Source organism: Lentzea albida, assembly GCF_900111005.1.
GTDB classification, from domain to species: Bacteria; Actinomycetota; Actinomycetes; order Mycobacteriales; family Pseudonocardiaceae; genus Lentzea; species Lentzea albida.
Map to the genome: position 1 here is coordinate 21,990 of NZ_FOFV01000034.1, position 11,949 is coordinate 33,938.

The following is an 11,949-nucleotide window of genomic DNA, read 5'->3' on the forward strand; positions in this document are numbered from 1 at the left end:
GCGCTTTCGTGCTAGGTTCGGATGAGAGTGACATCACTCGAAACGGAGCAGCCCATGCCGGTGCTTTGGGGTGTGTCGTTCGATGCCACGGCCATGTCCGGCGTGGTGGTCGAATTCCTCAAAACCGCCAAATCCTTCACCGACCGCGGTTATCGGGTCCACCTCGACCTCGGGTACGACATCAAGGCCGATAAAGGCCGCTTCTTCCAGGAATACCGGCACGAACGGGTGCCGGAGTGGGTGGTGCTCGACCGCGTCGACGGCGTGGCGGGCATTGCCGGGTACGACCGGGAATTCGTGGCGGCGACGCTGGAATCGGTGCGCCGGGACGAGTCGCCGGACACCGATCGGGTCACCGCCGCACTGGCCGAGGCGATCGTGCGGACCTGGGAGGACAGGGGTGTCGAGCTCGTCATGGTCGAGAACGGCACTCTTCCCGAGAACGTCGCCTACACAAAAGCGCTCTACGAGGCCATTGCGACCTACGGCGCGAGGCACGATCTCGGCAGGTATGTGCTGTGGCGTGATCACGACCTGATGTGGCAGAGCGAGCCCGCCAAGTACGGCAGCTTCCCCTACCCGGCGACGCCCCCGATGGTGAACTCGCCGCACATCCACTACTTCGCGCTGCACGAGGAGGCGAGGCGCCGCACGCTGGAGTGGATGCCGCACCTGCGCAACCTGGACGTGCTGCCGAACACCTTCACCCCGCCGAGCCGTCCCGGCCGGCCGGATTTCCGCGCGCACCACGGCATCGCGCCGGACGCGAGGCTGATCGCCCGGTGCACCCGGATCATCCCGCAGAAGCGCATCGACCGGGACCTGCACCTGCTGGCCCGGTTGCCGGGCACCTGCCTGTTCGTCGCCGGCGACACCGAGGAGGACCCGGCCGAGACCGCGAGACTGCGGGCGCTGGCGGAGGAGCTCGACGTCAACGTTGTCTTCGGCGGTGTGCTGGAGCCGTGCGAGTCGGCCGGGCCGGGGTTCTCGGTGCGGGACCTGCTGGCGCACGCGGACGTCGTGTCGTTCCTGACGTCGTACGACTACGAGAGCTACGGCAACCCCATCGGGGAGGCGATCGCGGCCGGCGTGCCGTACATCGCGAGCCGCTACGCCCTCTACGACACGGTGTACGCGGGCTTCGAGGCGCCGGTGCTCGAGATCCTCGACCACGACCTGCCGACGGCGGAGTTCGCCCGGCAGGTGCACGAGCTCATGACGAACGCGGAGAGGCGGGCGGAAGTGGTGGCGCACAACCGGCAGCTCGGCACGCAGACCCGTGAGGAGGCGGACCACCTGGTGAGCACGTTGTTCCCGCCGGCGATGGGGGCGGAGGTCCGGGCCAGCGTCGTGCTGCCGGTGCTGAACGAGGCCGCGAACATCGAGGCGGTGCTGCTCTCCCTGCGCGACCAGGAGGACGTCGACCCCGGCACGTACGAGATCGTGCTGGTGGACAACAACTCGACGGACGCCACGGTCGAGATCGCGCGCAGGTTCGCCGAGACCTCGCCGGTCGACATCCACGTGATCAGCGAACGCGAGCAGGGCGTGGCGTGTGCGCGCAGGGCTGGCATGGAGTTCGCGGTGCGCCGCAGCCGCCACCGCAAGGACCCAGGCGAGCGGTTCTACCTGCTGTCGGCCGACGCGGACTGCCGGGTGGACAAGCGGTGGATCACCGAACTGCTGGCGGTGATGGACGAGGACAAGGCCGCGATCGGCGTGTGCGACTACTACTACAACGCCGAGCACTTCGTCGGCAGGCCACGGCTGTGGGACGCCATCCAGCGCACGTTGCGGTGCCGTGCGGTGACGTTCTCCCTGTTCGGCGGCTTCCCGGACGGCAAGGGCTTCGCCGTCGAACGGGACGCGTACGAGGACGTCGGTGGCATCGAGATCTTCTACCAGCTGCAGAACGGGCGGTTCGTGAACCACCTGTCCGACGACTGGGACTTCGGCATCCGGGTCCGCGGCTCCGGCCACGACATCGCCTACGCGCCGAAATCGCGGGTCGAGATCAACCCGCGCCGGGTCAACCACGCGATCGACGAGGTGATCACCGGCCGCGCGTACGGCAGCGACGGCATCATCGTGATGCGCGACATCCGGCCGGAGGCGCCGGAGACACCGCAGACCGCCGACCTCACCGAGGCCGAGGCGGTGCAGGCGTGGGAGTTCTCCATCAAGGACTTCACGCCGAAGAACACGATCCTGCCGGTGCTGCTCACGCCGTCGTTCCTGGACGAGGACGCGGTGGTCGAGTTCTTCGGCGAGGACCTGGCGGCACGGCTCGGCGCGCGGATCGCGGAGATCAAGGCCGAGATGAGCGTGGTCGACTTCGTCCCGATCCACTCCTACAAGACGCCGACGTACCGGCTCTACCTCGAGTTCCGCGACGAGATCTTCGCCAGGCTGCGCGCCGCGGTCGGCGAGGACGTCGGCTTCCCGCCGCCGTTGCCGGAGTGCTTCGCCGACGTGCCGGAAGCGCGGTTCGCCGAGTTCATGAAGTACTACTGCGAGGACCGGGAGTCGGGGGAGGCGCACAACTACTTCGGCAATGGAGGCGTGTTCTGATGACCCGTGTTCTGACGGACTCCGAACCGAGGGTGTGGGCCGCGCTGCAGGACCCGGCCAACGCGCACCTGCTCGACTACGTCACCGAGGACCCGTTCGGCGCGCACGTGTTCCCCGGCAACGTGCCCGGCTACGGCGTCGACGACTTCCTCGGCGACCTGAGCGACCAGCTCGCCACCACGGCGCCGATCCACCTCTGGTCCTACATCCCCACCTGCGCTTACAAGTGCCGCTTCTGCCAGTACCCGGTCGTGCTGGTCAAGGGCGGGCGCAACGAGGAGAAGCTCTCGCAGTGGGTCGACTGGAACATCCGCGAGGCGCGGCTGTGGCTGCGGCGGGTGCCGGAGCTCGCGAACGCCCCCGTCGGTGAGTTCAACGTCTTCGGCGGGACCCCGTCGTTGTTGCCGGAGAGGGACATCCGGCGGCTGCTCGACTTCTACCGGGAGAACTTCGGGTTCACCGCCGACACCACGATCCGCTTCGAGGGCGACCCGAGCACGTTCACTCCGGCGAAGCTCGAGACGCTGCGGGAACTGGGCTGCACCAAGCTGTCGAGCGGGGTGCAGTCGTTCGACGACGACGTGCTGCGGGAGTGCGGCCGCGAGCACTCGTCGCAGATGTGCGTCGACTTCGTGCGCAACGCCCAGGCCGCGGGCTTCGAGTGGATCAGCATCGACCTCATGTACGGGCTGCTCGACCAGACCGTCGACAGCGTCCGGCGCGACCTCGACGTGGTGCTGGAGAACGAGGTCACCGCCGTGGTGTGCACCAAGCTGCACCTGAAGTCCTACGCGGAGACCAGGACCGGGGTGGCGGGGGAGCAGCCGGCGCCGTGGCAGCTGCCGCAGTACCGCGAGAAGCTGGTGCGGGACGGGCACTTCTGGCCGACGTTGCAGGAGCAGTACCTGATGCGCGAGGTGCTGACGGACGGTCTGCGGGCCGCGGGCTACACCGAGCACCCCACGATGTACTTCGCCCGCGACGGCCTCGGTCCGGAGAAGTGGAAGTCCATCATGGTGGACCAGGACAAGCAGGAGGCCGAGGTCGCGATCGGCCTGGGCGGCAGTTCGAGCTGCCGCACCTCCGAGGCGATCACCGACGTGAACTGGAAGCACTACGCCCAGGCCGTCGACGAGGGCAGGGTGCCGCTCGGCTCGGCGACCGGGTTCGACGCCACCGCACGGGAGGCGCGGGCGGTCAAGATGGCACTCTCGACGCTGCAGCCGGTGCGCGACGACCTGCACCGGGCGCGGTTCGGCAGGTCGCTGCACGACGACCCGTGGCGCGAGAAGTTCGCCTCCCTGGCCGGACGTGGTCTCGTCTCCGTCGACGACGGGGGAGTGGCGCTGACCGAGGACGGCGAGGTGCTGGTGGAGGCGATCATCAACACGGAGCTGTGACCGGGGACCTTGACTGGGGGCCGGTACTGGCCAATCGTGTGCGGCGTGACTGCAGCGGATCATGGTTCGACCGACGTCGTGATCGTCGGAGCCGGTTACGCGGGGCTGGCGGCCGCGGCCCGGCTGGTTGCCGCCGGACTCGGCGTCGTCGTGCTGGAGGCCGCGGACCGGGTCGGCGGCAGGGCGTTCAGCGAGGACCTGCCCTCGGGTGTGCGCGTGGACCACGGCGCGCAGTGGACCGGCTCGTCCCAGCAACGCTTCCGCGAGCTCGCGGCGCGGTTCGACGTCGCGACCTTCCCGGCGTGGCGGACTGGCGCGCACGTCGAGATCGGGCACGACGGCACCCGCACCGACCACTCCGGTCCCGGAGTCGCCGAGTACCGGCGTGTCACCTCACAGCTCGACGAGCTCGCGTCGACCGTCGACCTGGAGCAGCCGTGGCGCAGCCCGGACTTCGCGGAGTTCGACGCGCAGTCGGCCGAGGAGTTCTTCGCCGCGCAGACCCACGACGAGGACGCGCAACGCCGGCTCGCGCTCGCCGTGCAGGCCGTGTGGTGCTGTGAGCCCCGGGAGATCTCGTTCTTCCACGTGCTGTTCTGCCTGGCCTCGGCCGGTGGGTTCGAACGGCTGACGGAGAACGGTTTCGCGCAGGAGTCCCGTTTCTCCGGCGGAGGCGACGCGGTCGCCGTGGCACTCGCGGAGTCGATGCCCGGAGTCGTGCGGCTCGGCGAGCCCGTCCTGACCGTCCGCCACACCTCCGACGGCGTCGAGGCGATCACCGCCAACGGTGTGGTGCGCGCGCGGCGGGCCATCGTCACGGTGCCGCCGGCCGCTCTGGAACGGATCGCGTTCGACCCGGTGCTCCCGCCCGCGCGCCGCGGCTGGGCGGGGTACGCGCCGATGGGCAGGATCGCGAAGGTGCACGCGGTCTACGAGGAACCGTTCTGGCGCAAGAAGGACCGGTCCGGCTCGGCCACCCTGCTCAGCCGCGGCCCGGTGGGCCTGGTGTTCGACAACTCGCCGGAGGACGGCTCGCACGGCGTGCTCGTCGCGTTCCTGCACGGCGACCGCGTCGACGGCTGGGCCACCGCGCCCGACTCGGTGCGCCGCACCGAGGTCCTCGCCGCCCTGAACGAGGTCGCCGGCCCGCGGGCGCGCATGCCCGTCGACTACGCCGAGATGGCGTGGTCCGAGGACGGCTGGACCATCGGCGGTGCCGCGTGCTTCGTGACGCCCGGCGGCTGGACCGAGCACGGCGAACTCGGCTGGCGCGCGCCGACCGGTGTCCTGCACTGGGCGGGCACCGAGACGTCGTCGGTCTGGAACGGTTTCCTCGAAGGCGCCGTGGTCTCCGGTGAACGCGCCGCCGACGAAGTCGTGATCGCCTTCAAAAACGCCGAGTAGAGTTCTGCAAACGGTCGCAGTTCCCTAATTCACATACCTGACCATTCACGTACTCGAACATTTTCGAGAATCGTTGACTGCGGCGGGGAGAGCTATTCAGAATTCGTCTCCACGGTGATGCGCGATCCCTGCGGAGGCAACTGATGACCACCCGAGCACCGGCGCTCGCCGCGGCGGCCGCGATCGTCGCGGCACTGCTCAGCGGCGCGCCGGCCCAGGCGGCACCGGCGTTGACGGCGGCGGTGACCCAGACGTCGGTGTGGAACGGCGGGTACGGCGCGGACGTGACGGTCGCGAACTCCGGTGACACGGCCAGCACGGGCTGGACGATCGAGTTCGACCTCCCGTCCGGCACGACGATCACCAGTTCGTGGAGTTCCGTGCGCACCAGCACCGGCCAGCACCACAAGTTCACGAACGCGGGTTTCAACGGCGCCGTCAAACCGGGTGCGACCGTGAAATTCGGCTTCAACGCCTCCGGCGGCGGCCTGCCCGCGAACTGCACGATCAACGGCGCCCCGTGCGGCGCCACCCCGCCCGCCGACACGCAGGCCCCGAGCACCCCGACGGGCCTGCGATCCACCGGCGTCACGTCGAGCTCGGTGTCCCTGTCGTGGACGGCCTCCACGGACGACGTCGGCGTCACCGGCTACGAGGTGCTGCGGGGCGGCGCGGTCAGCGCGACCACCACCGGCACGGCGGCCACGATCAGCGGCCTGTCGCCGGCCACCGCGCACTCGTTCTCCGTGCGGGCCAAGGACGCGGCGGGCAACACGTCGGCGGCGAGCGCGGCCGTGAGCGTGACCACGAGCCCGGACACCGGCGGCGGCAGCACCGTGGACGTCGCCACCGCCGCCCAGCTGCAGGCGGCACTGGCCGCGGCGACCCCCGGCCAGACGATCAGGCTCGCCGCGGGCACCTACCGCGGCTCGTTCGTCGTGAACTCCCGCGCGGGCACCGCGTCCCAGCCCATCACCCTCACCGGCCCCCGCGGCGCGGTCCTGATCAACGACGGCCCGTCCGGCGAGGCCCCGTCCTGCCCGGCGCCCACCGCGGGCTGGGACTCCGGTTACGGCCTGTGGGTCTTCGGCTCCCCGCACTGGAACCTCACCGGCTTCACCGTGCAGGAGTCGAAGAAGGGCATCGTCCTCGACAACTCGCACCACACCACGATCGACGGGGTCTCGGTGCACCACGTGGACGAGGAGGCCGTCCACTTCCGCCGCTCCTCGGCCGACGGCGTGATCCGCAACTCGACGATCACCGACACCGGCCTCGTCCAGCCCGGCTACGGCGAGGGCGTCTACCTCGGCTCCGCCAACTCCAACTGGGCCTGCCACGGCAACACCGGCGGCGTCGACCGCAGCGACCGGGTCCAGGTGCTGGGCAACAGGATCGGCCCGAACGTCGCCGCCGAGGCGATCGACGTCAAGGAAGGCACCTACGACGGCGTGATCCGCGGCAACACCTTCGACGGCCAGGGCATCACCGGCCAGAACTCGGCCGACTCGTGGGTCGACGTGAAGGGCATCGGCTACCTGATCGAGGACAACACCGGCACGTTCCGCAGCCCCGGCACCTTCGCGAACGGTTACGAGACCCACAACACCAGCACCACCCCGGCCCTGCCCAACGGCTGCGGCAACACGTGGCGCGGCAACCGCTCCGACCTCGGCGGGGTGGGGCAGTACGCCATCAACATCACGTCGGTGTCGAAGTGCTCGGCGCTGCCCAACGTCGTGTACGCGTCGAACACCGTCGCCGGGGCGGTGAAGGGGCTGACCAACGCGCCCGTCACTCCCTAAGGATCCAGTGTGGACGGTGGCCCGGCGTCAGCCGACGCCGGGCCGAGCCGCACGGACTGCCCGCTCGGACAACGCACCGAACGCGTCCCGCAACTCCTGCGGCCCCACCACCTCCACCTCGCAGTCGAACCGCAGGAGGTTCGCGGCGAGCGCGGCCCACGACCACGCCCCCGCCAGCAGCCTGGTCCGGCCGTCCCCGGCCTCCGAAGCGGTGTCGCCACCGACGAACGGCGCCACCTCCGCGAGCGGCAGGCCGAGCACCACCTCACCCCGGCACGGCCACTCGGTGGTCTCGGACCCCTTGAACCGCGCGGCCAGGAACGCGGCCACATCCGCCCCCGGCACCTCCCGGGGCCTGAACCGCGGCCCGTTGGGCACGCGCAACGTCATCCGGTCGGCGCGGTAGGTCCGCCAGTCCTCGCGTTCCGCGCTCCACCCGACGAGGTACCACCGCCCGCCCCGGACGACGAGGTGGTGCGGCTGCACGCGGCGAGGAGGCCCGACGGACTCAGGACGGCCGGGGGAGGCGTAGTCGAACCGCACTTCCTCGCACGCGCGGACGGCGCTGCTCAGCGCGAGCAGCACGTCGGTGTCCACCTGCGTGCCGCCGCCGGCGGCCGAGATCTCCAGGGTGTCGACGCGCTGGCGCAGGCGGGACGGCAAGACCTGGCGCACCGTCGCCAACGCCCGTGCGGCGGCCTCCTCGATGCCCGCGCCGGTGCCGACGGCGATCTTCAGCGCCACGGCGAGCGCGACGGCCTGGTCCTCGTCGAACAGCAGCGGTGGCACCTGGCTGCCCGCTTCGAGGCGGTAACCGCCGTCGGGACCCTTGACCGCGTGGACGAGGTAGCCGAGTTCGCGCAGGCGGTCGACGTCGCGGCGCACGGTGCGCTCGCTGACGCCCAGCCGTTCGGCCAGCAGCAGACCCGGCCAGTCGCGGCGGACCTGCAGCAGGGACAGCAACGACAGCAGTCGGCCCGACGTGGTCGTGGAGGTCGCGATCGGCATGGTCCGAGCTTCGCACAAGTAGCGGACGTTCCCTGTCCGCTACTGCTGACAAAGTCCCTCTCATGTCACTCAACGCAGTTGCCCACCTGAACTTCCGCGGCCAGGCCCGGGAGGCGCTCGAGTTCTACCGCTCCGTCTTCGGCGGCCAGATCAACGTCGTCACCTACGCCGACTTCGGCATGCCCGCCGAGGTGCCCGGCGCCAAGAACGTCGTCTTCGGCGAGGTCGTCGCCGAGAACGGGTTCCGCGTCCTCGCCTACGACGTGCCCGGAGCGGACGAGCCGGTCGCGACCGGTGAGCCCACCACCCGCCGGGAGAACGGCACCACCATCACGAAGGAGCCGTTCTTCCTGTCGGTCAGCGGCTCGTCGGCCGAGGAGGTCCGGCCGATCTGGGACGGTCTCTCCGACGGCGCGTCGGTGATCGAGGAGTTCGGCCCCTCCCAGTGGGCGGCCGGCTTCGGGATGCTCGCCGACAGGTTCGGCGTCACCTGGATCGTCCAGGCCTGACTCACGGCCTGAAGGCGCGGCGCACCGTCTCGGCGAGTGCGCCGCGCCTCCGTTCGTGGTCGGCGGCGGCGTCGGACGGGGTCGCGGTGAAGAAGAGGCTGGCGGGGGACCAGGTGAGCGCGAGCATGGACACCATCGCGAGCACGTCACCCGGTTCCAGCGCCGGGTCGACCCGCCCGGCCCGCTGCTCGGCCGCGATGGCCGCCAGCTTCTGCTCCGTCTCCTCGGCCATCGAAGTGACGAGAACGCCTGAGGGGATCCGTTCCAGCCGTGCCCACGTCGCGAGCCGCACCAGGTTCGGCCTGGTCAGACACGAGTCGTAGAGCGCGACGGCGTACCCGGGCAGGTCGTCGGCGGTGAACGGCACGGCGGTCACCAACTCGTCGGCGTGAGCCTGGAACACCGTGTCGAACAGGCGGTCCTTGTCCCCGAAGTAGGCGTAGAGCTGGGCCTTGTTCGCGTTGGCGTTCGCGGAGATGCGGTCGACCCTGGCGCCCGCGATGCCGTACGCCGCGAACTCCTCGGCCGCCGCGTCCAGCAGACGCTGCCGCGTGGCTTTGCCGTCCTTCATGCCTCCATCCTAACTAACTCGTTGGTTTGCGCGATCCGTCACCCCATGCTTACCTGGAGGAGTAACTAACTAGTTTCTTTGTTGCTTCGAGGAGGCGTGACGTGCGAGTCCAGGCATACGCGGCACAGGAGGCCGGAGGACCGCTGCGGCCGTACGAGTACGACAACGGGCCGCTGGGAGCGAACGAGGTCGACGTGCGGGTGACGCACGGCGGCATCTGCCACACCGACGTCAGCCTGATCGACGACGAGTTCGGCGTCTCCCGATACCCGCTCGTCGCCGGTCACGAGGCCATCGGTGTCGTCCACGCGGTGGGTGACGCCGTCGAGGGGTTGTCCATCGGTCAACGCGTGGGCGTCGGCGCCATCGCGGGCTCCTGCTTCCACTGCGAGTGGTGCGTCAGCGGTCTGACCAACCTCTGCCCGAGCCGGGACGACACCGTCCTGCGCGGCGACCGCGGCGCGTTCGCCGGCCACGTGCGGGCGAGCGACTGGCGGCACGTGCACCCGATCCCCGACGCGATCCCGTCGGAGCAGGCCGGCCCGCTGCTCTGCGCGGGCACCACGGTGTTCTCCCCGCTCCTGGTCAACGGCGTGCGGCCCACCGACCGCGTCGCGGTGGTCGGCATCGGCGGGCTGGGCCACCTCGCGATCCAGTTCCTGGCCGCGTGGGGCTGCGCCGTCACCGCCATCTCGACCACGCCCGCCAAGAAGGCCGACGCGGAAGGCTTCGGCGCCACCGGTTTCATCGCGTCCGGCGAGGAGGGCGCGCTGCGGGCGGCGGCCGGCTCGTTCGACTTCGTCCTGTGCACGGTCTCGGCGAACCTGCCGTGGGACGACTACGTCGGCCTCCTGCGCCCGCAGGGCACGTTGTGCGTCGTCGGCGTGCCGGAGCAGCCCATCGCGTTGTCGCCGATGAGCCTGCTGCCGGCCGCGAAACGGGTCGTCGGAGGGATCGTGGGGTCGGCAGCGCACACCCGGCAGATGCTGGACTTCGCCGCCCGGCACGACATCCGGCCCGTGGTGGAGACCTACCCGGTGGCGGAGTTCGAGAAGGCGCTCGGCCGTGTGCGGGAGGGAAGCGCGCGCTACCGCGCCGTCGTCGAGCTCGGGTGATCCGTTCCCAACCCGCTTGACCGCGACCCCCGCACCTGGTGAGGTCTGCACGCGCGAATCCACTTAGGACGCGGCGGCAGCACTGGGGGAACGGATGAGGAACAGGATCGCGGGTGCGGTGGCGCTCGTGCTGGTGGCGGTCGGCGGGTGCGGCGCCGACGTGCCCGACGGGCTCGCGCAGAAGGTCGCGGCGGACTGCCCCGGGCTGGTCGAGCCCGAACCGCTGGCGGTCGTCACGCAGGGGTTCGTGGTGTCCCAGATCAGCTCCGAGGCCGGGCAGGCCTGCAAGGTCTGGATCAACGACGGGCGTGAGGTGCTGCTGGTGTCGCTGATCGCCCACGCCAGCGAGCAGGAGGCGGTGCAGCGCACCGCCGGGCTGTGCGACGACATGGCGCTGGACGAGCCGGACAAGTCGTGCGCCGCGGCCGTGTCCGGCAACGAGACCTACGCCCTGCACGGCGTGGCCGGGCGGTGGGAGGCGCGGATCACCGTCTACGAGATCCTGGTGGGCGACGACGCGAAGGACGCCGTGCACCAGATGCTCGAAGACCTCAGGAAGTCCGAGAAGACCAAGTCGTGAACACGTGTGGGCCGCCCCGGCACGCGGGGCAGCCCACACGGCTCGGATCAGCAGTGGTCGAACGCGTAGTCCGGGTGGTCGGGCCCGACGAGGTAGCGGTCGCGCAACGTCGTCGTGGCCGGGGTGTCCGGGTCGTTGCACACGTCCTCGAACGTGCCGCGCAGGTCATCGGTGTACTCGATGTCCATCACGTGTGAGTCGTACACGTCGGAGTACGACGAGCACTCCTCCCAGCGGTGGCACTCCTCGGAGACCGCGAAGTCGAAGCCGACCTCGGACTTCCCGCGTGCGGCCTGTTCGGCGGAGTTCTTCTGACCGATCGCGAGGCCCTTGGCGTGGGAGCGGTCGGCGAGAAGCTTGGCGTAGGCCAGGTTGTTATCCACGGTCAGCTTGCCCTTGGACCGCAGGTACGAGTCGAGGTTGTCCACCTCGACCGCCTTGAAGCCCTTGGACGCGCACGTGTCGATCGTCGCGCCGATGATGCCCGCGAGCTCGGTGCGCTTGGCCGAGGTCGAGGTGTCGAGCAGGAACTCGTCCGGCCACTTCGGGTCGATGATCGGGTTGCCGCGCGAGTCCTTGAGGATCAGGTGCCCGCGCTGGTTCAGCCACACGTTCTTGTCGCTGGGCTGCGTCTGGAAGCCGTTGACGTAACAGATGCTGTAGATGCCGGGCGCCGGTGCCGCGGTGGCATCACGGGTCACGAGCGTGACGCCCTGCGGCGGCGCGTAGGCCGCGCCGAGCTGGTAGTCGAGCACCGCACCGGCCGGAGGCAGCTCCACCGCCGCCGCGGAGCTCCCTTCCGCCGCGCTGGACGAGGTGAGCGGTCCGGCCACGCAGGCCGCCAGCGCCAGGGCGGCGAGTGCGGAGCCGGTGAGGGCGCGTGCAGGGGACTTCATAGGCGCCTGTCTCCTTGATCGATCAGAAGTGGTGATCGGGTCTGAGCGACAGTAGCGAGAACCGCATCAAGTGACCAGTAAGCAATCTCA

The 11,949-nt window shown here is 70.1% G+C and carries 10 protein-coding genes; 7 read left to right on the top strand and 3 right to left on the bottom strand.

The features are described from left to right. The first annotated feature begins 54 nt into the window (after nt 1–54). From BMY74_RS43195 to BMY74_RS43210, 4 genes are all read left to right on the top strand, one after another. Nucleotides 55–2,571: a glycosyltransferase gene (locus BMY74_RS43195; RefSeq protein WP_245786724.1), complete on the top strand. Its 2,517-nt coding sequence runs from the start codon at nt 55–57 to the stop codon at nt 2,569–2,571. Beyond that, a complete protein-coding gene (locus tag BMY74_RS43200; protein WP_089928056.1) occupies nt 2,571–3,971 on the top strand; it encodes a radical SAM protein in 1,401 nt (466 codons plus the stop codon). The genes BMY74_RS43195 and BMY74_RS43200 overlap by 1 nt, the downstream gene beginning before the upstream one ends. A 45-nt stretch (nt 3,972–4,016) precedes the next feature. Beyond that, nucleotides 4,017–5,375 (top strand): flavin monoamine oxidase family protein, encoded by a 1,359-nt coding sequence (locus tag BMY74_RS43205; RefSeq protein ID WP_218159961.1) that lies wholly within the window; start codon nt 4,017–4,019, stop codon nt 5,373–5,375. Between the two features lie 143 nt (nt 5,376–5,518). Then, nucleotides 5,519–7,180, top strand: coding sequence for a cellulose binding domain-containing protein (locus BMY74_RS43210; RefSeq protein ID WP_089928061.1), 1,662 nt, complete (start codon nt 5,519–5,521; stop codon nt 7,178–7,180). A 27-nt stretch (nt 7,181–7,207) separates the two neighbouring features. Here the strand turns inward: BMY74_RS43210 and BMY74_RS43215 are convergent, their stop codons facing one another. Then, the gene (locus BMY74_RS43215) at nt 7,208–8,188 is read right to left on the bottom strand and encodes a helix-turn-helix transcriptional regulator (RefSeq protein WP_089928064.1); all 981 of its coding nucleotides are present in this window, start codon (nt 8,186–8,188) and stop codon (nt 7,208–7,210) included. A 62-nt stretch (nt 8,189–8,250) separates the two neighbouring features. On the opposite strand from BMY74_RS43215, the gene BMY74_RS43220 reads away from it, so the two are divergent. Further along, nucleotides 8,251–8,697, top strand: a complete 447-nt coding sequence (locus BMY74_RS43220; RefSeq protein ID WP_089928068.1) for a VOC family protein — start codon at nt 8,251–8,253, stop codon at nt 8,695–8,697. Nucleotide 8,698: 1 nt separating this feature from the next. On the opposite strand, the gene BMY74_RS43225 is transcribed toward BMY74_RS43220, so the two are convergent. Further along, on the bottom strand, nt 8,699–9,268 hold the full coding sequence (locus tag BMY74_RS43225; RefSeq protein WP_089928071.1) for a TetR family transcriptional regulator: 570 nt from the start codon (nt 9,266–9,268) through the stop codon (nt 8,699–8,701). A gap of 101 nt (nt 9,269–9,369) precedes the next feature. On the opposite strand from BMY74_RS43225, the gene BMY74_RS43230 reads away from it, so the two are divergent. Both BMY74_RS43230 and BMY74_RS43235 read left to right on the top strand, forming a co-directional pair. Then, a complete protein-coding gene (locus tag BMY74_RS43230; RefSeq protein WP_089928074.1) occupies nt 9,370–10,383 on the top strand; it encodes an NAD(P)-dependent alcohol dehydrogenase in 1,014 nt (337 codons plus the stop codon). A 94-nt stretch (nt 10,384–10,477) separates the two neighbouring features. Then, nucleotides 10,478–10,963 (top strand): hypothetical protein, encoded by a 486-nt coding sequence (locus BMY74_RS43235; protein ID WP_089928077.1) that lies wholly within the window; start codon nt 10,478–10,480, stop codon nt 10,961–10,963. A gap of 47 nt (nt 10,964–11,010) precedes the next feature. Here BMY74_RS43235 and BMY74_RS43240 read toward each other — a convergent pair whose 3' ends face one another. Further along, nucleotides 11,011–11,859 (bottom strand): endo alpha-1,4 polygalactosaminidase, encoded by an 849-nt coding sequence (locus BMY74_RS43240; protein ID WP_089928080.1) that lies wholly within the window; start codon nt 11,857–11,859, stop codon nt 11,011–11,013. Nucleotides 11,860–11,949: the final 90 nt, after the last annotated feature.

What these genes read in the sequence shown, in the direction of transcription:
- BMY74_RS43195 (WP_245786724.1), top strand. Translation starts at nt 55, where the DNA reads ATGCCGGTGCTTTGGGGTGTGTCGTTCGATGCCACGGCCATGTCCGGC.
- BMY74_RS43200 (WP_089928056.1), top strand. Translation starts at nt 2,571, where the DNA reads ATGACCCGTGTTCTGACGGACTCCGAACCGAGGGTGTGGGCCGCGCTG.
- BMY74_RS43210 (WP_089928061.1), top strand. Translation starts at nt 5,519, where the DNA reads ATGACCACCCGAGCACCGGCGCTCGCCGCGGCGGCCGCGATCGTCGCG.
- BMY74_RS43215 (WP_089928064.1), bottom strand. Translation starts at nt 8,188, where the DNA reads ATGCCGATCGCGACCTCCACGACCACGTCGGGCCGACTGCTGTCGTTG.
- BMY74_RS43220 (WP_089928068.1), top strand. Translation starts at nt 8,251, where the DNA reads ATGTCACTCAACGCAGTTGCCCACCTGAACTTCCGCGGCCAGGCCCGG.
- BMY74_RS43225 (WP_089928071.1), bottom strand. Translation starts at nt 9,268, where the DNA reads ATGAAGGACGGCAAAGCCACGCGGCAGCGTCTGCTGGACGCGGCGGCC.
- BMY74_RS43235 (WP_089928077.1), top strand. Translation starts at nt 10,478, where the DNA reads ATGAGGAACAGGATCGCGGGTGCGGTGGCGCTCGTGCTGGTGGCGGTC.
- BMY74_RS43240 (WP_089928080.1), bottom strand. Translation starts at nt 11,859, where the DNA reads ATGAAGTCCCCTGCACGCGCCCTCACCGGCTCCGCACTCGCCGCCCTG.